We start from the raw sequence: 23,160 nt of genomic DNA on the forward strand, positions 1-23,160 counted from the left end.
CAGGGAAAACCAGGGCGCCATACTGGCCGCCCCGGTACGACTCAAGCGCCGTGGGACTGGATCAGATTGCTGACCGGCGCGGGTTCAAGCCGGATGGCGATGAACTTCGACGTCGGGGTAAAGGTGCGGTCGCCATAGCTTTCCAGCGGCACCAACGGGTTGGTTTCGGGGTAATAGGCGGCGGCCTGCCCGGCGGGAATGTCATAGGCGATCAAGGTGAAGCCGCTGACCCGACGCTCACGGCCATCGCCCCACAGCGAGACCATGTCGACTTTCTGCCCCGGCTCGTAGCCCAGTTTGCGGATGTCCTGTTCATTGACGAACACCACATCGCGCATGCCATAGACGCCGCGATAGCGGTCATCGAGCCCGTACAGGGTGGTGTTGTACTGGTCGTGGGAACGCATGGTCTGCAGGATCAGCTCCGGCTTGACGTCCAGGTTGCGCACGCCTTCGCTGACCAGGTGCGCCGGCAACACGCTGGAGACAAACTGGGCTTTGCCGCTGTTGGTTTTCCAGATGCGTCGCGCTGCGTCGTTGCCCAGATGAAAGCCGCCCGGGTGCAGCAGTTTGGTGTTGAAGTCCTTGAAGCCGGGAATGGTGTCGGCAATCAAGTCGCGGATGCGGCCGTAGTCGGCCACCGTCCACAGCCAGTCAATCGGGTGATTGCCCAGGGTCGCATTGGCGATCCCGGCAATGATTGCCGGTTCCGAACGCATCAGCGGCGATTTGGGTTTCAGCTGGCCGTGGGAGATGTGCACCATGCTGAAGGTGTCTTCAACGGTCACGCCTTGCGGGCCTTGTTCCTGGATGTCGATATCGGTGCGGCCCAGGCACGGCAGGATCAAGGCTTCGCGCCCCGTCACCAGATGGCTACGGTTGAGCTTGGTGGCGATATGCACGGTGAGGTCGCACTTGCGCAGTGCCGCGTGGGTGCGCGGGGTGTCCGGCGTGGCTTGGGCAAAATTGCCGCCCAGGCCGATGAAGACCTTGGCGCGCCCTTCTTCCATGGCCGCAATCGCCATGACCGTGTTGTGACCATGGCGGCGCGGGACCTTGAAGTCAAAGCGTGCTTCCAATGCGTTGATCAATTCCGGCGGCGCCAGTTCGTTGATGCCCATGGTGCGGTCGCCCTGCACGTTGCTGTGGCCACGCACGGGCGATAGCCCCGCCCCTGGCCGGCCGATATTGCCGCGCAACAGTTGCACGTTGATGATTTCCTGCACGGTCAGCACCGAGTGTGTGTGCTGGGTCACGCCCATCGCCCAGCACATGATCACCCGCTTGGCGCGTCGGTACATGCGTGCGGCCAGCTCGATATCCTCAAGGCTCAGGCCCGATTGCGCGACGATATGCTCCCATGAGGTGGCGTCCACTTGCGCCAGATAGTGCTCCAGGCCCGAGGTGTGCTGGGCAATGAAAGCGCGGTCGAAGACTGCCTCGCCATCGTTCTCCAGGGCTTCACGTTCCCATTTGAGCAGGAACTTGGCGATACCACGAAAGGCCGCCATGTCGCCGCCCAAGGCCGGGCGAAAGTACGCCGACGAGGTAGGTTCGGAACCGTTGGTGAGCATCTCCAGGGGATGCTGCGGGTGTTGGAAACGCTCCAGCCCACGCTCCTTGAGCGGGTTGAAACAGATCACCTGGGCTCCGCGCTTTACCGCCTCGCGCAGCGGTTCGAGCATACGTGGGTGGTTGGTGCCGGGGTTCTGGCCGATGACGAAAATCGCGTCGGCTTCTTCCAGGTCATCGAAGGTCACCGTGCCTTTGCCCACGCCAACACTGTCGTCCATGCCCAGGCCGCTGGCTTCGTGGCACATGTTCGAACAGTCGGGAAAGTTGTTGGTGCCGTAGGCGCGAACGAACAGCTGATACAAATAAGCCGCCTCGTTACTGGCGCGGCCCGAGGTATAGAACTCGGCCTGGTCCGGCGACTCCAGTTCGTTTAGGTGCTTGGCGATCAGGGCAAAGGCATCATCCCAAGTGATTTCGACATAACGGTCCAGGGAGTCGTCATAGCGCATCGGGTGTGTCAGGCGGCCCTGGTATTCGAGCCAATAGTCACTTTGCGCTGCCAGCGACGACACCGTGTATTTGTTGAAGAACGCCGGATTGACCAGGCGCCCGGTGGCTTCCCAGTTGACCGCCTTGGCGCCGTTCTCGCAGAACTTGACCATGCCGCTTTCCGGCGACTCGCCCCAGGCGCAACCGGGGCAGTCGAAACCGCCGTTCTGGTTGGTCTTGAGCATCGCACGAATGTTCTTGAGCGCGTTTTCACTGCCCAGCCAGTTTTTCGTCACCGCGATCAGCGCGCCCCAACCGGCGGCGGCCCCCTTGTACGGTTTATAACGTTCAACTTCGCTCATGATGTTTCTCCAGGACTTCACGCATAGGCAGCGCCTAACTTAAAGCCTTTATTGATGGTTATTTTCAGGCATTGCAGAACGCAAACAGTGTTTGCACCGATCTTTCCACGGTCTAGAAATCGGTTTACATATTCAGGCTAGGCCCTGCAAAAACATCTGTCTAATCACAAATAACGACCACGCCATCGACACCATCTATCAAGATTAAAATCTTTATTTTTCATAGTGATACGAACCTGGAAAGCCCCAATAAAATCGTTATAGATTTCATCGATCACTCAGTTGTTAATAGTGATTAGACGCCCTTGAAAAACAACTTTAGGCTTGAATCAAATAAGGCTCCCATCTCTGTCGAGCGCTCAAAAACAACGCCATGGCTACGCTCTTATTGAGTCGCAGCCGGAGGTTTCCATGACCGATAAAATCCTGATGGATAGTTTTTCTCGCCGGGTCGACTATCTCAGAATGTCGGTGACCGACCGCTGCGATTTCCGTTGTGTGTATTGCATGGCCGAGGACATGCAGTTCCTGCCGCGCCAACGCATCCTCACACTGGAAGAGCTGTATCAACTGGCTGAAAGCTTCGTCTCCCTGGGCACTCGCAAAATTCGCCTGACCGGCGGCGAGCCGCTGATTCGCCCAGGTGTGGTTGACCTGTGCCAGCGCATCGCCGCCCTCCCCGGCCTGCGCGAGCTGTGCATGACCACCAACGGCTCGCAGTTGGGCAAGCTCGCAGCCCCCTTGTTCGACGCCGGCCTCAAGCGCCTGAATATCAGCCTCGACAGCCTTGATCCCCAGCGCTTTCGCGAACTGACGCGCACCGGCGACCTAGCCAAAGTCATCGCCGGTATTGACGCTGCGAATGCTGCGGGTTTTCAACACACCAAACTCAATTGCGTGGTGATGAAAGGCCGCAACGATCACGAGATCAACGACCTGGTAGCGTTCGCCATCGAGCGCGGCGTGGATATCAGCTTTATCGAGGAAATGCCCCTGGGCGTGATCAGCGAACACAGCCGTGCCGAGGCTTTCTATTCCAGCGCGCAAGTGCGCGAGCGCATCGCCGAACGCTACACCCTGATCGACTCGGCCGAATCGACCCAGGGCCCTTCACGCTACTGGCGCCTGGCCGAAGCACCGCATATTCGCCTGGGCTTTATTTCCCCCCACAGCCACAACTTCTGCGGCACCTGCAACCGCGTGCGGCTGACCGTTGAAGGCCGCTTGCTGCTGTGCCTGGGCAACGAGCATTCGGTCGACCTCAAGGAGGTGCTGCGCCGTTACCTGGGTGAACCGCAACGGCTGGAGCACGCCATTCTCGAGTCGATGAAGATCAAGCCGTACCGACACAACTTCGAGCTCAACGATGACGTGCAGGTGGTGCGTTTCATGAACATGACCGGCGGCTAGCTGGCCGGCTTCTCTTTCTTTGTACTCAGTTGACCCGAGGTACCCCATGCACAAACACTCGCCTACCCTGACCCATCTGGACGCCGCAGGCCGAGCCAGCATGGTCGACGTCACCGACAAAGCCGCCACCACCCGCGAAGCCCAGGCCCAGGCTTGGGTGCACATGTTGCCGGCCACCTTGCAACTGATCCAGGCCAACGGCCATCCCAAGGGCGACGTGTTTGCCGTGGCACGTATCGCCGGGATCATGGCCGCGAAGAAAACCCATGAGCTTATTCCGCTGTGCCATCCGCTGATGCTCAGTTCGATCCACCTCGAACTGCGCGCCATCGAGCCTGACAGAGTGCAGATCCTCAGCACCTGCCGGCTCAACGGCCAGACCGGCGTCGAACTCGAAGCCCTGACCGCCGCCAGCGTGGCAGCCTTGACGATCTATGACATGTGCAAGGCCGTGGATCGGGGCATGGTCATCGACCGAATCCAGCTGCTGAAAAAACACGGCGGCAAGTCAGGCACCTTCATTGCAGGAGACGCCCAATGATTCTGATCAACTACTTTGCGCGCTACCGTGAACAACTGGGCGTTGGCGGTGAAAAGCTCGTATTGGATGAGTCCCTGCGCACCATTGCAGACGTCAGGCAATTGCTATGCGCCCGCGGTGAGACCTGGCAGCAGGTGCTGGGTGAAACCAGCCTGATGTGCGCGCTGAACCAGGAACTCTGCACACCGCAAGCGCTGATCGAAGACTTCGACGAAATTGCGTTCTTCCCCCAAGTGACCGGAGGCTGACCCATGCCGGTTCAGGTGCAGACCGAGTTGTTCGACCTGGGTGAACTGACCCGCAGCGTACACGCCGAAGACCCCGGCGTTGGCGCCGTGGCCACGTTCGTCGGTTATGTACGCGATATCAACCAAGGCGATCAGGTCAGCGCATTGTTCCTTGAGCATTACCCCGGCATGACCGAGCGCGCACTGCAGTTGATCGTTGATCAAGCCCATGAACGCTGGCCGCTACAGCGGGTAAGCATCGTTCATCGTGTGGGCCCTCTGAAGGTGGGTGAGCCCATCGTCTTCGTCGGCGTCGCCAGCCGACATCGCCTGGCTGCCTTTGAGGCCTGCGCGTTCCTGATGGACTACCTCAAGACTCGGGCGCCATTCTGGAAGCGGGAGCAAACGCCAGCTGGAGAGCGTTGGGTAGAAGGACGGGAAAGTGACCGGCTGGCGCAGGAGCGCTGGGTACTCAGTTAAGCGTACATCGCTCCTGCAAAAGCCTTAACTGACTGGCATTAGCGTGCCCGAATCAGAACAACTCAGAGAACGGTATAAACCGCGCCGTATCACCCATCTGCAACCTGCTGCCCTCGCAAATTTCAACCAACCCATCCGCCCACGACGCCCCCAGCATCACTCCGGAACTCTGGTTCGGATACAGCACCGCCCTGCCCGCCTCGATCCTGGCTCGCAGGTACTCGCGGCGACTGCCGGCCTTGGGCCAGTCAAACCCCACATTCACCTCAAAGCTCATCGGCGTGACATCATCGACGCCCTGGATACGCAGTAGATAAGCCCGGGCCAGCAAGCCGAAGGTCACCAGTGCCGAGGCCGGGTTGCCGGGCAGGCCAATCACCGGTACTCGGCCAAACGAACCGACGGTCAGGGGTTTGCCCGGTTTGATCGCAAGTTTCCAGAACAATGGCTTGCCGCATTCACGCAGTACCTGGCCGAGGCAATCGGCATCGCCGGCCGACACGCCGCCGGTGGTCAGAATCAGGTCGGCCGCCTGTTGCAGCTGCTCCAGCTTGAGCCGAGTCAGTTGCGACTGGTCGGGCAGAATGCCGCCGTCGATGACCTCACAACCCAGTGCCCCCAGCCAATGGCTGAGCAAAGTGCGATTGCTGTTGTAGATGCAGCCAGGCTTGAGCGGTGTGCCCGGCTCGGCCAGTTCATCGCCGGTGGACAGCAGCGCCACCCGTGGCCGGCGTACCACCGACACATGGGTACAGCCCTGGGCCGCCGCAATGGCCAGCTCGAAAGGGCCGAGTCGCTTGCCGGCCTGCAGTAATACCTCACCGGCGCGGTTTTCCTGGCCTTGGGTGCGGATATTCTGGCCCTCGCGCAGCGGCTGGGTAAAGCGCACACGCGCATCGTCCAGCACCTCGGCGTTCTCCTGCATTTCGATGCAGTTGGCCCCGTCCGGCACCGGTGCGCCGGTGAAGATGCGCGCACAGGTACCGGGCTGCAGCGGTTCAGGCGCTTGACCGGCGAAGATCTGCTGCGACACCGGCAGTGGCTGGCCGTGCCAGTCTGTGAGGTTCAGGGCGTAGCCGTCCATGGCACTGTTGGGCCAGGGCGGCAGGTCCAGGCTCGCCACCAGGTCATTGGCCAGCACCCGTTGCCGGGCATCGCTGAGCAGCACCGGCTCGCTGTCGTGCAGGCGGTGCTCCTCGGCCAGGGCCAACAACGCAGCAATGGCCTCCTCCACCGACATCAGCGCGGCGCGGCTCATCCTCGCGTGCCGCACAGAGCCACCGGCTTGAGGTGCGGCACGAAGTTACATGGTCGGTGGCGCGCATCGAGCTGCTCGGCCAGAATACCTTCCCAGGCAGTACGACAAGCACCCGTCGAGCCCGGCAGGCAGCACACCAGCGTGCCGTTGGCCAACCCGGCCAAGGCGCGGCTCTGCACCGTGGACGTACCAATATCAAGAATCGAGATCGCACGGAACAGCTCACCAAAACCATCAATGTGCTTATCCAGCAAACAGCCCACCGCCTCGGGGGTGCTGTCGCGGCCGGTAAACCCCGTGCCGCCGGTAATCAACACCACCTGCACGCGCTCATCGGCGATCCAGGCCGCCACCTGGGCGCGAATTTTGTACAGGTCATCCTTGAGCAGGTTGCGCTCCAACAGGCTGTGCCCAGCTTCCAGCAGGCGACTGACCAGCAATTGCCCGGAGGTGTCATTGGCATATTCGCGGGTATCGCTGACCGTCAACACGGCAATATTCAGGGGTACAAACAATGCATCCGACGTGACGCTCATGTGATTCTCCGGCAGGCAATTATCAAAACAATGGCCTGAGGCTAAAGCGCTGAAACGATGGCTGTCTAATCGTTACGACTGACCGGGTTATCGAGCGTTTCTATCACGGCTTTTACTGCCGGCCCTGGACTGCTATCGAGTGCATCAATCACTCTGTCAATACAGGTGATTGGACGTGCCTGCCGTTACAATGAGATCGTCTGCTCATTCATTCGCCGGGTTGCGCGGGGTTCCAGCACCTTGCGCCATGAACGGCTTTTCACTTATTCCCAGGCAGGTGCATTAATGGACATAAAGCAACTCAAATTCCTGATCGCGCTGGAGCAGACCCGGCACTTCGGCCAGGCTGCTGCACGCTGCCATATCACCCAGCCGACCTTGTCGATGCGCCTGCGCAACCTGGAAGATGAACTGGGCCTGGAGCTGGTCACCCGCGGCCAGCGCTTTGAAGGCTTCACCGAAGCCGGCGAGCGCGTACTGGCCTGGGCCCGGACCCTGCTCGCCGCCCACGACGGCCTGTTCGCCGAAGCCGCCGCTTGCCGTGGCCAACTGGTCGGTAACCTGCGCCTGGGCCTGGTGCCCCTGAGCGGTTTCAACCCGATCAGTTTCATTCAGGACTTGTCCCACACCTTCCCGGAACTCAAGTTCAGCCTCACATCCATGAGTTCGGACAGGATCATCGAAGCGCTGGGCACCAACCAGCTGGACCTGGGTGTGTGCTACCTGGACCACGTCAACCCCAACTACCTGGATTTTTTCGAAATGGGCGAGACCCGTGTCGGGCTGCTCTACGACACCCGCCACTTCCACTTCGAAGGCACCCAAATGAGCTGGGAAGACGCCGCCGAACTGCCATTGGGGATGATCAGCAACGGCATGCACTACCGCAAATCCATCGACCTGAGTTTCCGCAGCCGTGGCCTGGATCCGCAGCCCATCCTCGAAAGCGATTCCACCTATCAACTGTTCCAGGCGATCCACGAAGGCTTCTGCTGCGCGATCATGCCGTTGGACAGCGGCCTGGAAAGCCCGATCGAGAACCTGGCGTTCATCAACCTGCCGGACGCCAGCGTCCTCGCGCCCTTGGGCATGGTGATGCGCAAGACCGAACCACGCTCGGCCATTGCCGAGAAGTGTTTTGCCGAAGCCAGGAAGTTGTTTGCGATCAAGGGCGAGGGTTAACGCCCACAAAAAAGGCGCTCCGTAGAGCGCCTTTTTACCGCCGTTTGCGTTACTGCACACTTACCTGACGCAGTTCAGGCCTGGTTTCGCCACCAATCGTGATGCGTTTGGGCTTGGCCTCTTCAGGCACCTCGCGCTGCAGGTCGATGCTCAGCAACCCGTTGGTCAGGGCTGCGCCGCGCACTTCGATGTGGTCCGCCAGGCGGAACGACAACCGGAAGGCACGTTGAGCAATGCCTTGGTGCAGGTAAGCGACCTTATCGTCGGTTTCGCGTTTACCGCCGGAAACCGTCAAGACGCCCCTTTCGACCTGGATATCCAGATCCTCCTCGGTCAGGCCGGCAACCGCGATGACAATCCGATAGGCGTCATCACCGTGCTTTTCCACGTTGTGAGGTGGATAGGAATTCGGAGCCTCGCTACGCAGCGCCGACTCGAACAGGTCATTGAAGCGGTCAAAGCCCACCGATTGACGGAACAGTGGGGCCAACGAAAGGGTAGTAGCCATTTTAAAATCTCCTGAGTTTCTCCAAGTGATTTAGTACGCGACCCGCATTCGGCATCGCGTGATCAAAAATTTATGGACGCGAAAAAGAAATTCAAGAGGGCTGCAAGAAATTTTTTCTTGCGCCAATGACTATCGCAAAAACCGCAGTGATACCGCATGTGCTCTAATCTGAATGCCAGGCGTGCTTTAACCCGTGAGCGCCTGAGACAGCCCTTGAGGTACAAAAAAATGAAAATGACATTCCCTGCCCTGGCATTGGGCATCTTGATTTCCCAAGGGGCCCTGGCCGCCGGAGATGGCACTGCCGCGCTGGGCGGCGGTGTCGGCGGCGCGTTGGGCAATGTGGTAGGCCAACAGCTCGGCGGGTCCACCGGTGCGGCCATCGGCGCAGGTGTGGGTGGCGCAGCGGGTGGCGCGGTCGGCGCGCAAAAGGGCAATAAAACCGAAGCGGCGATTGGCGGCGGTTTGGGCTCGGCAGGCGGGTCGGTGATTGGCAATCGCCTGGGCGACACCACCGGTTCGACCATCGGCGCAGGCGTCGGTGGTGCAGCCGGTGGCGCGCTGGGTAATAACCTGGCCGATGACGAGAGCGATCATCGCTCAGGCGGCGCCAAGCACAAAGGCAACAAGCATAAGCACAAGAATAAGCATCATTGATCGGCTTGCCATAATGCCAGGTGTAGGAGCGAGCAAGCTCGCTCCTACGTCGGGCCAATATCCATTTACATCGGCGTGCTGCTCACTACCCGCAACGCCAGCCCTTCATAGGCATCCAGCGTAATCGTGAACGTGCCCTCCTCTGTCAGGTCCCCTTCTACACGCTCATTGATGATATCCACCACCGGCCCCGGTGCGATGTTAGGCAGGTGCAGGGATTCGGTGATCGGCGTGGCACCAAAGTTCAGCGCAGTGATCTGCGTCCCCTTACCCGCCGGCAGTTCGTGAACCATGACCAGCAACCCCGGATGCTCGACATCCGGTATCAGGATCTGACGGCTCGCGGCGATGTCGTAGGCGCGGCGTACGCTGAGGATTTTCTGCAGTTGCGAAGCGAATGAATCCGGATCCTGCAACTGGTGGTTCAGGCTGCCGTACAGGCTTTTGGAGCGCGGCATCTGCCCGGCCGACAGCTCGGCCTCGGGGTTCAGGTCGACCAGATCGTAAGCGCCGCGATGTATCCAGCGGGTATCACCATCGGCCATCAGGTGCGCCACGTCTTCGGCCGCCAACGGCAGCGCGCCCACCAGGTCCCAGCCGGATAACGCGAACACCCCAGGCTGCATGGCGTTATACATCACCAGCAGCAAATGGATCTGGCGAATCTGCTGGATATCCGCAGCGGTAATCGCCTCAAGGTCACGAATGCCCAGGGCAGCAGTGATGATGCTGACCGTGGTGCAGGACACACCGTTGGTGACGAACTTGAGGTTGTACGGCGCATGTTCACCGGTCAGGCGTTCGTACATCTGCTCGCGGATATGCTCGCGCAGGATGTTGCCGGGAAAGGTCTGGCCCTGGAACAGGAAGGTGTCATGGGCGTGCAGCGTCCAGAAGTGCACCAGTTCCAGAGTCAGTTCATCGTGGTTCTGCAGCGCGTGGATCAGCGAGCCCGGGTCGATGCCCAGGCTGTGCATCTGGCGCAGCATCAGGCGCAGGAATTCGGTGTCGCCCATCAGCAACGCGTGCTGGTAGGCTGGCCGGGTGATGAAGTCGTATGACAGGTCGGCGCCGCCGTGGGACATGGAGGCAATGTCATCCACAGTCAGGTTGAGTTCCTGGAAACTGAAACCGCCCGCCTTGCGAATTGCGCCGCCGAGCAATTGGTTGCCGGTGATCGACAGCGGATGGCTTTCCGACCAGGCCGTACCGTCCAGCTTGCGCTCCACGCCGAGAAAACCGTTGGCATCCAGGCGCAGGATCTTCGCGCCCATCACATCAATGGCGTGCAACGCATCACCGATGATCATCTGCTGCGCGGCGAACGAGGGGTCCAGCCAATTGAGCGACGGCTGGCCTTCCTTGAAGTAATGCAGGTACACCCATCGCCGTGGTTTGCCATCCACGCCGACCACCTCTGGCGTGGCGCTCCAGTCGGTTTCCTTTACCCCGGGTTCGAAGAAGATCACCCGCTGCAACTGGCCAACGATGTAGTGCTTGTCGCGCAGTGCGTCCACCTGCACCGGGCTGAGGTTCTGCGCATCACGGCCCTCGACCACGTCCGGCAGCAACGGCCAATCTTCCTCACGGATTTCCACCATGTGGTACAGCCCGGGGTAGTCCTCGTAGGCCATCTCCGCCAAGCGAAAATCCGCGCCCTTGCCGGTGTGGGATGGGATTACATCGTCGATGATCACCGCATTGTGCGCGGCGGCCATGCGCGTCAACGCCTGTAACTGCGCCTCGGTGCCCAGTTGAGGGTCGATGTCGAAGCTGATGCGGTCGAAATTGCCGTCGATGGTCGGGGTGTGTTCGGTGCCAGCCAAGCCACCGGACTTTTTCAATGGGCCGTTGTGAATACCTTGAATGCCGATTTTCGACAAGGCATGCCACAGGGTTTCATCCCCCAGCGCTTCGAGCACCGTGCCGCCTTCGCGGGTGACAATCGACGCCGGGTAGGCGGTGAACCACACTGACGACAAGGCTGACGCATCACGCGGCCGGGTATGCGCGTAGGGCTGCTGCCACAAGCGCCCTTGCCCGGAGTAGAGCTTGGCCCGCTGCCGCGCCGCGTGCAGCATCGATTGTTGCACCAGCCAGTTCACATGATCGTTGTTCGCCGCGGTCATAAGCTCGGTACCTGTGGTCGTTAAAGGTTACTCGTAAGCATATGAGGGGCTTGCGCGCCATTCGTTGCATTGAAATAGAGCCAGAGCCGGCAGCAATCTAAAATGTGGATAGCGGCGTGTCAGTCAGCATATGTTTATCTGACCCACAGCTATCGGGAGCAAGTCGAATCGTCGCACCGCCCCTCCCACACTGGATTTTCGTCTGTCTTGTCTCTTGGCGTTGTCTGCCGATACTGCCTGGGGGTGAACCCGGTCGATGCCTTGAACTGGCGGGTAAACGCGCTGTGGTCGGTGTACCCGCATTGCAGCGCCACCTCGGTAATCGGCAGCTCGGTATGCAACAACCGCCGGGCATGTTCCAGGCGTACCTTCTGGATCATTTGCCGCGGCGTGAGGTGGAAAACACGCTTGCAGTAACGCTCCAGCTGCGCCACTGAAATCCCGGCGATACGGGTCAACTCACCCAAGGTGACGCGGCGGTTGAAGTGGGTGCGGATGTGTTCATCCACCGCCGCCAGGCGTTGATAAGCCGGATGGGTTTCGCTGGCCGATTGCAGGTCTACCGAAATCCCGGCCAAGCCAATGATTGCACCGAGCCGGTTGTACAGCGGCCATTTGTGCGTGAGGCACCAGCCGGGTTCGCGGGTGCCGTAGAGGTGTAATTCAAGCTGGTCGTCCAACACCCGCCCCTGTTCGAGCACACGCCGATCCTGCTCGGTATAGCCCGGCCCCAGTTGCGCAGGGAACACCTCGGCGCTGGTCTTGCCCAGCAGCGGTTGCAACTGCCTCAGGCCGCAGCGCTGCACCAGGGTGCGGTTGGCGAGCACGTAGCGGGCGTCGATGTCCTTGATAAAAATCGCGGCGTTGGGCAGCACGTCGAACATCGGTAATAACTGCTCTACCCCGTTCAATAGCTGCTCGATGCTGTCGGGGCGGCTGCCGTGGAGAAGGCTCGCAAACGCGCTGTGCAACATGACTTTCACCGCCCTTTTATTGATCGACGGCCAGCAGATTGCGCCATGTGCCGGGCGCTGTCGAGTGCGGGAAATTGTGCTGAATTCGTCATTCATCCCCACGTAAAACATCAATCGCCGCCGGGCTGGCGGGTTCACGATAGCGCCACTGCATGCCTATCCAATAACTCACAAGAAGGCGCCGCTATGTCAGGCCAAGGCAAGTTCAAGAAACAGCTGTCACTGATGGACCTCACCTTTATCGGGCTGGGAGCCATCTTCGGTTCGGGTTGGTTATTCGCCGCCAGTCATGTGTCGGCCATCGCCGGCCCGGCAGGGATTTTTTCCTGGTTGCTGGGTGGGTTCGCCGTGCTGTTGCTGGGCATCGTCTATTGCGAACTCGGCGCCGCCCTGCCCCGCGCCGGTGGCGTGGTGCGTTACCCGGTGTACTCCCATGGCCCGTTGCTGGGCTACCTGATGGGCTTTATCACGCTGATCGCGTTTTCCAGCCTGGTGGCGATTGAAGTGGTTGCCTCGCGCCAATACGCCGCAGCGTGGTTTCCGGAGTTGACCAAAGCCGGTTCCAGCGACCCGACCACCCTGGGCTGGCTGGTGCAGTTCGCGCTGCTATGCCTGTTCTTTATCCTCAACTACCGCAGCGTCAAGACGTTCGCCATCGCCAATAACCTGGTGAGCGTGTTCAAGTTCATCGTGCCGTTGCTGGTGATCGGTGTGCTGTTCACCTTCTTCAAACCGGCGAACTTCCAGATGCATGGTTTTGCACCGTTCGGCCTCTCGGGCATTGAGATGGCGGTGTCGGCTGGCGGCGTGATCTTCGCCTACCTGGGGCTGACGCCGATCATTTCGGTGGCCAGCGAAGTCAAAAACCCGCAGCGCACCATTCCCATCGCGCTGATTCTCTCGGTACTGTTGTCGACTGCCATCTATGTGCTGCTGCAAACCGCGTTCCTCGGCGGTGTGCCCACCGAAATGCTCGCCAATGGCTGGGCCGGCATCAGCAAGGAGCTGGCCCTGCCGTATCGCGATATCGCTCTGGCGCTGGGTGTAGGTTGGCTGGCTTATCTGGTGGTGGCCGATGCGGTGATCTCCCCCAGCGGATGCGGGAATATCTACATGAATGCCACCCCGCGCGTGGTGTATGGCTGGGCGCAGACCGGCACCTTTTTCAAGATCTTCACGCGCATCGATGAAAAGTCCGGCATCCCGCGTCCGGCGCTGTGGCTGACCTTTGGCCTGTCGGTGTTCTGGACCCTGCCGTTCCCGTCGTGGGAAGCGCTGATCAACGTGGTGTCCGCCGCGTTGATCCTGAGCTACGCCGTGGCCCCGGTGACCGTCGCCGCTCTGCGCCGCAATGCACCGGACATGGCGCGGCCGTTCCGGGTCAAGGGCATGGCGGTATTGGGCCCGCTGTCATTCATCATCGCCGCGCTGATCGTGTACTGGTCAGGCTGGAACACGGTGTCATGGCTGTTGGGCCTGCAAATCCTGATGTTTGTGGTGTACCTGCTGTGTGCACGCTGGGTACCGACCGCGCACCTCAATCTCAAGCAGCAAGTACGCTCCTCGGCCTGGTTGATCGGCTTCTACGCCGTGACCATTTTGCTCTCCAAGCTCGGCAGCTTTGGCGGTATCGGCGTGATCAGCCACCCGTTTGACACGCTGGTCGTAGCGGCCTGCGCCCTGGGCATCTACTACTGGGGCGCCGCCACCGGTGTGCCGGCCCACCTGGTACGCCTGGAGACCGAAGACGATGAAAGCGAAGCGGTCACTGACAGCCACTACGACACTCCCCTCTCGGCGGCCACTCACTGATGGAACCTTCCATGAAGCGACTGCATGTAATCGATTCCCACACCGGTGGCGAACCCACGCGCCTGATCATGAACGGCTTCCCGGCTTTGGCGGGCACCACCGTCGCCGAGCAGCTTGAAGATCTGCGCACTCATCACGATCAATGGCGTCGCGCCTGCCTGCTGGAGCCACGGGGCAACGATGTGCTGGTCGGTGCACTGTACTGCGCGCCGGTCACGCCGGGCGCCACCTGTGGAGTGATTTTCTTCAACAATGCCGGCTACCTCGGCATGTGCGGCCACGGCACTATCGGCCTGGTCGCCTCCCTGCATTACCTCGGCCTTATCGCGCCAGGTGTCCACACCATCGACACCCCGGTAGGCCCGGTGGCAGCCACGCTGCACGAAGACGGTGGCGTAACCCTGCGCAACGTGCCCGCCTACCGCTACCGCCAGCAGGTACCGGTGCAGGTGCCTGGGTATGGCGTGGTGCTGGGCGACATCGCCTGGGGCGGCAACTGGTTTTTCCTGGTGTCGGACCACGGCCAGGCCCTGCTGATGAGCAACGTTGACGGCTTGACCGACTACACCTGGGCGATGCTCAAGGCCCTTGAGGCCCAAGGTATTCACGGCGCAGACGGCGCGTTGATCGACCATGTCGAACTGTTCGCCGACGACGCCCACGCCGACAGCCGCAACTTCGTGATGTGCCCCGGCAAAGCCTATGACCGCTCCCCCTGCGGCACCGGCACCAGCGCCAAGCTCGCGTGCCTGGCCGTCGATGGAAAACTCGCTGCGGGGCAGACCTGGGTACAAGCCAGCATCACCGGCAGCCAGTTCCAGGGCCGCTATGAATGGGAAGGCGAACGCGTGAGCCCCTTCATCACCGGCCGCGCGTACATGACTGCCGACAGCACCTTGCTGATCGACGAGCAGGACCCGTTTGCCTGGGGCATCTGAGCCTTTTATTTATTAACCTGAATGGAGTTAGCACTATGAGCGACAACATCTTCACCGGCTGCATGCCCGCCCTGATGACCCCCTGCACTGCCGAGCGCCAACCGGACTTTGACGCACTGGTCGCCAAAGGCCGCGAGCTGATTGATATCGGCATGAGCGCAGTGGTGTATTGCGGCTCCATGGGCGATTGGCCGCTGCTCACCGAGGCTCAACGTCAGGAAGGCGTGGCGCGTCTGGTCGCGGCCGGCGTGCCGACCATCGTCGGCACCGGCGCGGTGAACAGCCGTGAGGCCGTATCCCACGCAGCCCATGCCGCCAAGGTCGGTGCCCATGGCCTGATGGTGATTCCCCGCGTGCTGTCTCGGGGTGCTTCGGTCACCGCACAAAAGGCCCACTTTGCAGCGATCCTCAACGCCGCGCCCAACCTGCCGGCGGTGATCTACAACAGCCCCTACTACGGTTTCGCCACCCGCGCCGACCTGTTTTTCGAACTGCGCCGCGAACACCCGAACCTGATTGGCTTCAAGGAATTCGGCGGCGGCGCCGACCTGCGCTACGCCGCAGAAAACATTACCTCCCAGGACGATGACGTGACGCTGATGGTTGGCGTCGATACGCAAGTGGTGCACGGCTTCGTCAATTGCAACGCCACCGGCGCCATCACCGGCATCGGCAACGCGCTGCCGCGGGAAGTGCTGCAACTGGTGGCCCTGAGCAAAAAGGCCGCCAAGGGTGATGCCAAGGCGCGACGCCAGGCCCGCGAGCTGGAAGCTGCGCTGGCGGTGCTGTCGTCGTTCGATGAGGGCTGTGACCTGGTGCTGTATTACAAGCATTTGATGGTGCTCAACGGCGATCAGGGCTACGCCCTGCACTTCAACGAAACCGATGTGCTCAGCGCTGCCCAGCGCCGCTATGCCGAGCAGCAGTACGCGCTGTTCCGCCAGTGGTATGCCAACTGGTCGGCGGAACAGAACGTCGCTTGATTTTCTGTAGGAGTGAGCTTGCTCGCTCCTACAACACCCCTCTGTTTTTCAGGATGCCCCATGACTCTGACAGGCAAGATGCTGATTGGTCAGCAATCCCTTTGCGGCCATCGCGATGCGATCCGCGCTATCAACCCCGCCACCGACACGCCACTGGAACCCGCCTATGCCGGCGGCGATGGCGAGCAGGTCGAGCAGGCCTGCGCACTGGCATGGGCCGCGTTCGATACTTACCGCGAAACCACCTTGGCAGACCGCGCCGGGTTTCTTGAAACCATTGCCGATAACATCGAAGCCCTGGGCGATGAATTGATCGAACGCGCCAGCGCCGAAACCGGCCTGCCCCGCGCACGCATTCAAGGTGAACGCGGTCGTACCTGCGGGCAACTGCGCGCCTTTGCCCGCACTGTACGCCTGGGTGAATGGCTCGACGTACGGGTCGATACCGCGCAACCCCAGCGCCAACCGCTGCCCCGCGCCGACGTGCGCCAGCGACATATCGCCCTGGGCCCGGTCGCAGTGTTTGGGGCAAGCAACTTTCCCCTGGCCTTCTCCGTGGCGGGCGGCGATACCGCATCGGCACTGGCAGCCGGTTGCCCGGTGGTGGTCAAGGCCCACAGCGCCCACCCCGGCACCAGCGAACTGGTGGGCCGCGCCGTTGCCCAGGCGGTCAAACAGTGTGGTTTGCCCGAAGGGGTATTTTCACTGCTCTATGGCGCGGGTAACGAGGTGGGTATCGCACTGGTGACCGACCCGCGCATCAAGGCCGTAGGCTTTACCGGTTCGCGCAGTGGTGGTGTCGCGCTGTGCCAGGCTGCCCAGGCACGCCCGGAGCCGATCCCGGTGTATGCGGAAATGAGTTCGATCAACCCTGTGTACCTGTTTCCTGCCGCGCTTGAAGCACGGGCCGAGGCATTGGCCGAAGGTTTCGTCGCGTCACTGACCCAAGGTGCCGGCCAGTTCTGCACCAACCCTGGCTTGGTAATCGCAGTGAAAGGCAGCGCCCTGGACCGATTTATCAAGGTCGCCAGTGATCTGCTTCCACGTTGCCCGGCGCAGACCATGCTCACCCCGGGCATTTTCAGCGCCTACGAAACCGGCGTGAGTGCATTGGCCCGGCACGCCCAAGTCGCCGCCAAGGGCCTGGCGGGAGCTGGGCCGAACCAAGGCCAGGCCCATCTGTTCGTAACTCAGGCCCAGGCATTCCTGAGCAACGAACACCTGCAGGCCGAGGTCTTCGGCGCCGCCTCGCTGGTGGTGGAGTGCGGCGATGCCGAGCAAGTGCGACGGGTATCCGAACACCTAGAAGGTCAACTCACCGCGACCTTGCATATGGATGACCTGGATCTGCTACAGGCCCGCGCACTGCTGCCGGTACTGGAACGCAAGGCCGGGCGCCTGTTGGTCAACGGCTGGCCGACTGGTGTGGAAGTCTGCGACGCGATGGTGCACGGCGGGCCCTTCCCGGCGACCTCGGATGCGCGCAGCACCTCGGTGGGCACGGCGGCGATCTACAGGTTCCTGCGGCCGGTGTGCTATCAGGATTTTCCGGATGCGCTGCTGCCCGCTGCGCTCGGGCACGACAATCCGCTAGGGCTGCGGCGCCTGCTTGACGGCCAGAGAGAGGCGTAGCCATGGCCCAGCCCAATCAAGCAGACATTGTGGTGGTAGGCGCCGGCATCATCGGCGTCGCCTGTGCCTTGCAGCTGGCGCGCCAGGGCCGCCAAGTGCTGGTGGTCGACACGCAGGCGCCGGGCATGGGCGCCTCCTACGGCAATGCCGGTCACCTGGCGACAGAGCAGGTATTTCCCATTGCTGACCTGTCGATCCTCAAGCGCTTGCCTGCCATGCTGCTGGACCCCATGGGCCCACTGCGCCTGGACTGGACCTACCTGCCCCGCGCCCTGCCCTGGTTTGTTCGCCTATTGTTGAATCTGCGACCGGCAAGCTACCAGCGCACCGTGGCCGGCCTGCGTGCATTGAACGAAGGCAGCCTGGGCGCGTGGCAGCGCTTGCTGCACTCCATTGGGCAAGCGCATTTGTTGCGTGAAGACGGTTCACTGCTGGTGTTTGAGCGCGCCGAATCCCGCGCTGCCATCGATGCGTTGCAGCAGCGCATGACTCAGCAAGGCGTAGCGGTGAACTTCTGGAGCAGCGATGCGGTGCGCAAGGCCGCGCCACAACTGAGCGACGCGATACAAGGCGGATTGTTCTTCCCCACTACCGGGCACTTTCTCGACCCGTACACCGTGGTGGGCGAACTGGTGAACGCGGCCAAGGCCGAGGGTGTGCAATTTCTGAAGCAGCGCGTGTTGGATGGACGCCTGGAGGGCAACGGCGTTTCATTGATGACCGACCAAGGTGTACTGACAGCGCGCCAAGTACTCATCGCCTGCGGTGCGCACTCGGCCAAACTCACCACCGCACTGACCGGCAAACAGGTGCCGCTGGACACCGAGCGCGGTTATCACCTGATGCTGCCCCACGAGCATCAGCGCCTGCCCTTTGCCGTCACCTCGCTGGAGCGCAAGTTCATCATGACCCCCCTGTCCGACGGTTTGCGCCTGGCCGGCACAGTCGAATTCGCCGGCCTCGACCGCCCGGCCAATATGCAGCGGGCCTGGCAGCTGCATCGCTTGAGCCAGGGGTTATTTCGCCACGACCTGAACGACAGTGACGCCACGCCGTGGATGGGCTTTCGGCCGTCCCTGCCAGACTCGCTGCCGATCATCGACCGGGTGTGCGACGGCAAAGTACTGCTTGCGTTCGGGCACCAGCATTTGGGGCTGACACAGGCGGCGGTGACCGCCGAAAGGGTTGGGCAACTCGCGACGGGAGAGCGGGTGGCTGAGTTACGGCCCTATCGATTGGAGCGGTTCTAAGCCTTGTCGCTGCATGAGCGAGGCACTGTATAAGGCATCAGCGGTGTCTTGGATTTCATCGTGCATCCATAGCTTGTCCAGCCAACCGATAGGGATAGCGTGCACACCATAATATGCACCTGCCAATTGACCTACGATTGCGGCGGTGGTGTCAGCGTCATCCCCCAGATTTGCGGCAGCAAGCACAGCCTCAGCGAAACTGGCAGTGTGATCGAAGCACCAGAATGCGGCCTCCAGGGAAGCCACCGCGTAACCTGAGCCGACGATTTCGGTGTGCGTTTTATCGCGGTATTCGCCGCGTGCGATAGCCGTGACCTTTGGAGCTGACAAAGAGGTGTTTGAGAAGCTCAGCACTTCACCTTTCGAAACACCGCTCAGTGCGTTACCGATGGCTTCTGCCAGCAGTTGGCAACACTCGATGGCTTCCTGGGCAGCATGGGTTGTGCGTGAGCTTTGCGCAGTGAAACGGCGGATGTTCTCCAAGTCTGGGAAATAGAACAACACCACAGGCGCAAGGCGCATCATTGATCCATTACCGGCGGAATAGGGATTCGTTGAGCCCGAAAAACCGTCGCCAGTTTGCTGAAACATCGCCAACGCATCGCGAATCGTCATCCCGATATCGAAACACTCACCGGTAGAGCTCAGATACCCGCACTTCCACCAATTCAGATAACGTCCCATCTGGTCGTTCGCATCGAAGCCGCCCTTGTGCAACAAGCTTTCGGCCAGACACAGCGCCATGGACGTGTCGTCCGTCCATTGGCCAGGCTTGAGATTGAACGGCCCGCCTCCAAGCATATCTGTGACGGGAGAAAAGCTGCCGCGGGGCATGAATTCAACCGTGGTTCCTACTGCGTCGCCGCACGCCAGCCCAAGCAAGCTGCCGCGATAACGATCCATAAGCGTTATGACCATTTACATTCCTTCAGAAGGCGCTTCAACTCCTGCCACGTTACCTGACCAACCGCTTCTCCTTGGAGGGGCGATATCCGAAATACGCGCTGTAGCACTTGCTGAAATGGCTCGGCGAGACAAACCCGCACGCTACCAGCACATCCACCTGGGACAGCTCGGTATGCTGCAACAGGCGCCGCGCTTCGGTCACACGCAGTTCCATGTAGTAGCGTTGTGGCGTAGTTCCCAGTTGCTCCTTGAACAGGCGCTCCAGTTGGCGGCGGGAGCGACCGGCATAGACGGCGAGTTGATCGAGTTCCAGGGGTTCTTCGAGGTTGGCGTCCATCAACTTCACCACTTCACGCAGCGGTGCGCTGACACAGACGTTTTCGGTGGGTTTGATACGGCGATAGCGCGACTCTTCGAACGCCAGGATATCTTCGATACCTTCGACCAATGCTTTGCCATGCAGGCTCTTGATCCAGTCCAGCGCCATGTGGAAAGCACCGGAGGGGCTGGACGCAGTGAGGCGATCACGGTCGATCACGTAGGGCTCGCTGGTGACCTGTGCGCCTTTGGATACTTCCGCCAGCGCCGGACGGTGCTCGGGGTGAATGGCGCAGCGATAGCCCTGTAACAGGCCGGCGCGACCGAGAAACCACGAACCGTTCCACAAACCCGCCAGGCTGACACCCGCCTCGGCCGCGCTGCGCAACAGCTGGATAAAGGGTTCGCTGGCCTTGAGTTCGGTGCGAAAGCCCCCGCAAATGACCAGCAGGTCCAAGTCCGGCAAGACCGCAGGTTCCAGGCTGGCATCGGGGCGGATGACCAGGCCCAGGTCACTGATGACTTCGCCTTCACCCCAACCGAAGGTGCGCGAAGCAAATAGCTCGGGGCGCAACAGATTGGCGGTCACCAGCGTGTCCAGGGTCTGGGTGAAAGCGGGCAGAGAGAAGTGTTCAAGTAGCAGGAAACCGACGCGGGTCACCAACGCTGCTTGCCGGGAGGGATCGTTGAGGTAGCGCAGGTTCTTGCCTTGCATGCCACCGCTGAACTGGCGTCTTTCCATCGAGGGTGGACCCACTCTTATTGTTGATGCAGTGGGCGCTATCTTAGGGGCAAATGCGGTGGCTGTCTCAGGGGCGGCGCTGATCTTTATAAAAACTGTTGGCTTGAAAAGCCCCGGCGCAGGCGCTAACGGGCAATCTGATACGGTTTTTTCTTTTCTATCTGCGCCTGTATTGAAAACCGCTCCAGGCGGACAATAGCCCCATCCCGACATTCCTGTCGTCCCCCCTTCCCTTCGGAGGCCTTATGACCAAGATGGCAATTTTCCTGTTCGGCTTTTTGGTGCTGACCATTGGTATCGGGATGCTGGCGACTATTTCGCCGGTGTAGACGCATTTCAATTCAGGAGCGCGTTTCACAAAGCTTTCACAGACGAGCGCCTATTGTGCCTACAGCTCCTGAAAACATCCCCTTTAGCCCGCCCCCCATCGCGGGCTTTTCTTTGTCTGTAATTTTCCCTTGTGCACCGGTATGACTACCCTGTCGTACACGCTTAAGCTTTTTACCCCACACAGAGTGCACGCTTTTGATAGACGACCTCGACGGCCCCAGGACAGCGCAACAGGAACTGTTCTACGACCTTGAAGACGCCAGCGCGGTTATCGGCTGGTCGGTGGTGCAACTGACGGCATTGGCAGCTGGCGGCGCATCCAATAACGTAGCGACGTTAACGAAAGTCTGCGCGCTACTCACAGCTCAGCAGCAAAGGCTTGAAGCCTACGCAAGTGAAGTCAAGGCCCAGAGAATCAATAGATCCGAGGCCAGTGGCTGACGCCGAGCCTCGGAGCATCGAACTAAAACCGGCGCGAATGGCTGGCCCGGATTTATGCTCAATCAGCGGTTTTGAGCGGAATGCTGCTGATTACCACCTTGTTGTTTTTTTACACGCTTGCGTGACCTGAGCTCGTATTGATGGTGAATAAACCAGGCAATCAACAGCACGCCCGTCACGGCGAAAACCAGGGTCAACAGCTCTATTGCGGTGCCTTCGTGTGAAAACATTTTTTCGTCCCTCATCCTGAAGTCGTTTGACCGAAAAAAGTCAAACCGAAATTGTTTGTAATAATTCAAACATTTTCAGGGTAGTTGGCAAACACACACGTGACAACCCCAACCGAGCTGGAACCGTTGATCTAGACATGTCACTCGTCGAAAACCGGCCATTTTCTCGAACGTCACCGGCTTTGGGTCTCGGTTACTGACTAGTCCCGGAAGCGTCCTGCTCGACCACCATATCCAGTACGTAGACCTTTGAAGGTGCGTCTGCGGGCGGATTTTTCCATTCGTATTGCTTGACCCGCAGTACAGTGCGCACGCCGTCATGATGCTCGAAGCCTTCGATAGACTGATACAGCGGATGCCACGCATCCTGGGTCGCAAGTTGCAGGCCGGCGTCGTCATAGCGTCGCTCGCGCACTTGAAGGCACTGATAGTCAGGAATCATCGGGTGACTGCACTTGACGGTCTTGGCGGCCACCTCCAGGAATTTGACCTCACCCTTGCTCCCGTAACGCGTCTGCGGCGTAGCCTCGCCCTGCAGCTTGAGCACCGAGCCGTTGGCGGTAGTCAGTTGCAGCGTCGGCGCCGCGTTGTCGCCGGTGATGACAGCACGCAGGTCGCCCTTGAACAGTCGAGCGACCTCTGCGTCAAGGTCCATCAGGCTCTTGTCGCAAGCCATAAGCGTTGAAGCCAGTGACTGCACTTTCAACACCCCATCCTGATACTGATAGCCGCCGAACTGGCCGTTGCAGCCACCGCTGATATTCAGATTCTTGTCACCGAAGGAAACGCGCAGCTTGCGTTCGATGCCTTTATTCAGAGCGAAGAGAGGTTTACCCGCGGCATCATTGGCCGAAACCAGGTTCCAGTAATAGGCGGGTAAAGCCGGCTGGGCTACAGCAGCCGAGGTAGTCGTGAGCATGGAGGGCGAGTCCTCATGGCTTTTGGAGGTGGAGGCACAGCCCTGGATCAGTGCAGCGCAAACGGCTGCAAGAAGAATGTTCTGTTTCATGGTTGTCTCGGTCAGCTTTGATAAGTACGGACATAGTCCTGCGCTTGCCAACATACGCACTGAATAAGTGCACGGGAAGCGTTGCCAAATCACAGACAATAAAAAACCCCGTAGACGTTAATCTACGGGGTTTTCAAGAGTGGAGGCCGAGGTCGGAATCGAACCGGCGTAGGCGGATTTGCAATCCACGAACATCCTTATAATTTTCAATAGTTTATACCAACATCAATTCCGCATTGATAAAATCCCTACCTCGCTGGAGCCCTCTAAAATCGAGAGGTTCTATTTCCGTTGCGGAACG

The 23,160-nt window shown here is 60.3% G+C and carries 22 protein-coding genes; 12 read left to right on the top strand and 10 right to left on the bottom strand.

The window, feature by feature from the left end:
- Positions 1–41: 41 nt before the first annotated feature.
- Positions 42–2,366 carry an FdhF/YdeP family oxidoreductase gene (locus J1G33_RS15460; protein ID WP_032875563.1) on the bottom strand — a complete coding sequence of 775 codons (2,325 nt, stop codon included), beginning with the start codon at positions 2,364–2,366 and terminating at the stop codon, positions 42–44.
- A 411-nt stretch (positions 2,367–2,777) separates the two neighbouring features.
- Between J1G33_RS15460 and moaA the strand changes: the two genes are divergently transcribed.
- Genes moaA through moaE form a run of 4 tightly spaced genes read left to right on the top strand, consistent with a single transcriptional unit; the run spans position 2,778 to position 5,024 of the window.
- Positions 2,778–3,776: a GTP 3',8-cyclase MoaA gene (moaA, locus tag J1G33_RS15465; protein ID WP_223018353.1), complete on the top strand. Its 999-nt coding sequence runs from the start codon at positions 2,778–2,780 to the stop codon at positions 3,774–3,776.
- Positions 3,777–3,822: 46 nt separating this feature from the next.
- Positions 3,823–4,317, top strand: a complete 495-nt coding sequence (gene moaC / locus J1G33_RS15470) for a cyclic pyranopterin monophosphate synthase MoaC (protein WP_103734433.1) — start codon at positions 3,823–3,825, stop codon at positions 4,315–4,317.
- Complete coding sequence (gene moaD, locus J1G33_RS15475) at positions 4,314–4,565, top strand: molybdopterin converting factor subunit 1 (protein ID WP_078821301.1); 252 nt, start codon at positions 4,314–4,316, stop codon at positions 4,563–4,565. Before moaC ends, moaD begins: the two co-directional genes overlap by 4 nt.
- A 3-nt stretch (positions 4,566–4,568) precedes the next feature.
- Positions 4,569–5,024: a molybdopterin synthase catalytic subunit MoaE gene (gene moaE, locus J1G33_RS15480; protein ID WP_032875575.1), complete on the top strand. Its 456-nt coding sequence runs from the start codon at positions 4,569–4,571 to the stop codon at positions 5,022–5,024.
- 52 nt (positions 5,025–5,076) lie between these two features.
- On the opposite strand, the gene glp is transcribed toward moaE, so the two are convergent.
- Both glp and moaB read right to left on the bottom strand, forming a co-directional pair.
- Positions 5,077–6,282 (bottom strand): gephyrin-like molybdotransferase Glp, encoded by a 1,206-nt coding sequence (glp, locus tag J1G33_RS15485; RefSeq protein ID WP_216091431.1) that lies wholly within the window; start codon positions 6,280–6,282, stop codon positions 5,077–5,079.
- Positions 6,279–6,818 carry a molybdenum cofactor biosynthesis protein B gene (moaB, locus tag J1G33_RS15490; protein ID WP_005788101.1) on the bottom strand — a complete coding sequence of 180 codons (540 nt, stop codon included), beginning with the start codon at positions 6,816–6,818 and terminating at the stop codon, positions 6,279–6,281. The genes glp and moaB overlap by 4 nt, the downstream gene beginning before the upstream one ends.
- 285 nt (positions 6,819–7,103) lie before the next feature.
- Between moaB and J1G33_RS15495 the strand changes: the two genes are divergently transcribed.
- The gene (locus J1G33_RS15495) at positions 7,104–8,000 is read left to right on the top strand and encodes a LysR family transcriptional regulator (RefSeq protein ID WP_032875580.1); all 897 of its coding nucleotides are present in this window, start codon (positions 7,104–7,106) and stop codon (positions 7,998–8,000) included.
- Positions 8,001–8,049: 49 nt separating this feature from the next.
- Here the strand turns inward: J1G33_RS15495 and J1G33_RS15500 are convergent, their stop codons facing one another.
- A complete protein-coding gene (locus tag J1G33_RS15500; RefSeq protein ID WP_078821298.1) occupies positions 8,050–8,508 on the bottom strand; it encodes an Hsp20 family protein in 459 nt (152 codons plus the stop codon).
- A gap of 228 nt (positions 8,509–8,736) precedes the next feature.
- On the opposite strand from J1G33_RS15500, the gene J1G33_RS15505 reads away from it, so the two are divergent.
- Positions 8,737–9,165: a glycine zipper domain-containing protein gene (locus tag J1G33_RS15505; RefSeq protein WP_223018354.1), complete on the top strand. Its 429-nt coding sequence runs from the start codon at positions 8,737–8,739 to the stop codon at positions 9,163–9,165.
- A 65-nt stretch (positions 9,166–9,230) separates the two neighbouring features.
- Here J1G33_RS15505 and treS read toward each other — a convergent pair whose 3' ends face one another.
- A complete protein-coding gene (treS, locus tag J1G33_RS15510) occupies positions 9,231–11,294 on the bottom strand; it encodes a maltose alpha-D-glucosyltransferase (RefSeq protein WP_148854336.1) in 2,064 nt (687 codons plus the stop codon).
- Between the two features lie 149 nt (positions 11,295–11,443).
- On the bottom strand, positions 11,444–12,268 hold the full coding sequence (locus J1G33_RS15515; RefSeq protein WP_223018355.1) for an AraC family transcriptional regulator: 825 nt from the start codon (positions 12,266–12,268) through the stop codon (positions 11,444–11,446).
- A 186-nt stretch (positions 12,269–12,454) separates the two neighbouring features.
- On the opposite strand from J1G33_RS15515, the gene J1G33_RS15520 reads away from it, so the two are divergent.
- Genes J1G33_RS15520 through J1G33_RS15540 form a run of 5 tightly spaced genes read left to right on the top strand, consistent with a single transcriptional unit; the run spans position 12,455 to position 18,883 of the window.
- Positions 12,455–14,080: an APC family permease gene (locus tag J1G33_RS15520; RefSeq protein WP_005788090.1), complete on the top strand. Its 1,626-nt coding sequence runs from the start codon at positions 12,455–12,457 to the stop codon at positions 14,078–14,080.
- Between the two features lie 11 nt (positions 14,081–14,091).
- Positions 14,092–15,018: a 4-hydroxyproline epimerase gene (locus tag J1G33_RS15525; RefSeq protein WP_223018356.1), complete on the top strand. Its 927-nt coding sequence runs from the start codon at positions 14,092–14,094 to the stop codon at positions 15,016–15,018.
- Positions 15,019–15,053: 35 nt separating this feature from the next.
- Entirely contained in the window at positions 15,054–16,001 is a 948-nt protein-coding gene (locus tag J1G33_RS15530; RefSeq protein WP_005788086.1) for a dihydrodipicolinate synthase family protein, read from the top strand.
- Positions 16,002–16,061: 60 nt separating this feature from the next.
- A complete protein-coding gene (locus J1G33_RS15535; RefSeq protein ID WP_223018357.1) occupies positions 16,062–17,633 on the top strand; it encodes an aldehyde dehydrogenase (NADP(+)) in 1,572 nt (523 codons plus the stop codon).
- A gap of 2 nt (positions 17,634–17,635) precedes the next feature.
- Positions 17,636–18,883 (top strand): FAD-dependent oxidoreductase, encoded by a 1,248-nt coding sequence (locus tag J1G33_RS15540; protein WP_223018358.1) that lies wholly within the window; start codon positions 17,636–17,638, stop codon positions 18,881–18,883.
- Here J1G33_RS15540 and J1G33_RS15545 read toward each other — a convergent pair.
- The gene (locus J1G33_RS15545) at positions 18,854–19,801 is read right to left on the bottom strand and encodes an ADP-ribosylglycohydrolase family protein (RefSeq protein ID WP_078821293.1); all 948 of its coding nucleotides are present in this window, start codon (positions 19,799–19,801) and stop codon (positions 18,854–18,856) included. The two genes, J1G33_RS15540 and J1G33_RS15545, sit on opposite strands and share 30 nt — an antisense overlap.
- Before the next feature lie 37 nt (positions 19,802–19,838).
- Positions 19,839–20,822 (bottom strand): GlxA family transcriptional regulator, encoded by a 984-nt coding sequence (locus J1G33_RS15550; RefSeq protein ID WP_050549421.1) that lies wholly within the window; start codon positions 20,820–20,822, stop codon positions 19,839–19,841.
- Between the two features lie 552 nt (positions 20,823–21,374).
- Between J1G33_RS15550 and J1G33_RS15555 the strand changes: the two genes are divergently transcribed.
- Positions 21,375–21,620 carry a hypothetical protein gene (locus J1G33_RS15555; protein ID WP_032875609.1) on the top strand — a complete coding sequence of 82 codons (246 nt, stop codon included), beginning with the start codon at positions 21,375–21,377 and terminating at the stop codon, positions 21,618–21,620.
- Between the two features lie 62 nt (positions 21,621–21,682).
- Here J1G33_RS15555 and J1G33_RS15560 read toward each other — a convergent pair whose 3' ends face one another.
- Positions 21,683–21,850, bottom strand: a complete 168-nt coding sequence (locus tag J1G33_RS15560; protein ID WP_164699483.1) for a hypothetical protein — start codon at positions 21,848–21,850, stop codon at positions 21,683–21,685.
- A gap of 193 nt (positions 21,851–22,043) precedes the next feature.
- Positions 22,044–22,769, bottom strand: coding sequence for an META and DUF4377 domain-containing protein (locus J1G33_RS15565; RefSeq protein WP_236648010.1), 726 nt, complete (start codon positions 22,767–22,769; stop codon positions 22,044–22,046).
- Between the last annotated feature and the right edge of the window lie 391 nt (positions 22,770–23,160).

Origin of the sequence: Pseudomonas sp. P867, assembly GCF_019891455.1 — a bacterium.
In the GTDB taxonomy this organism is placed as follows: domain Bacteria; phylum Pseudomonadota; class Gammaproteobacteria; order Pseudomonadales; family Pseudomonadaceae; genus Aquipseudomonas; species Aquipseudomonas synxantha_A.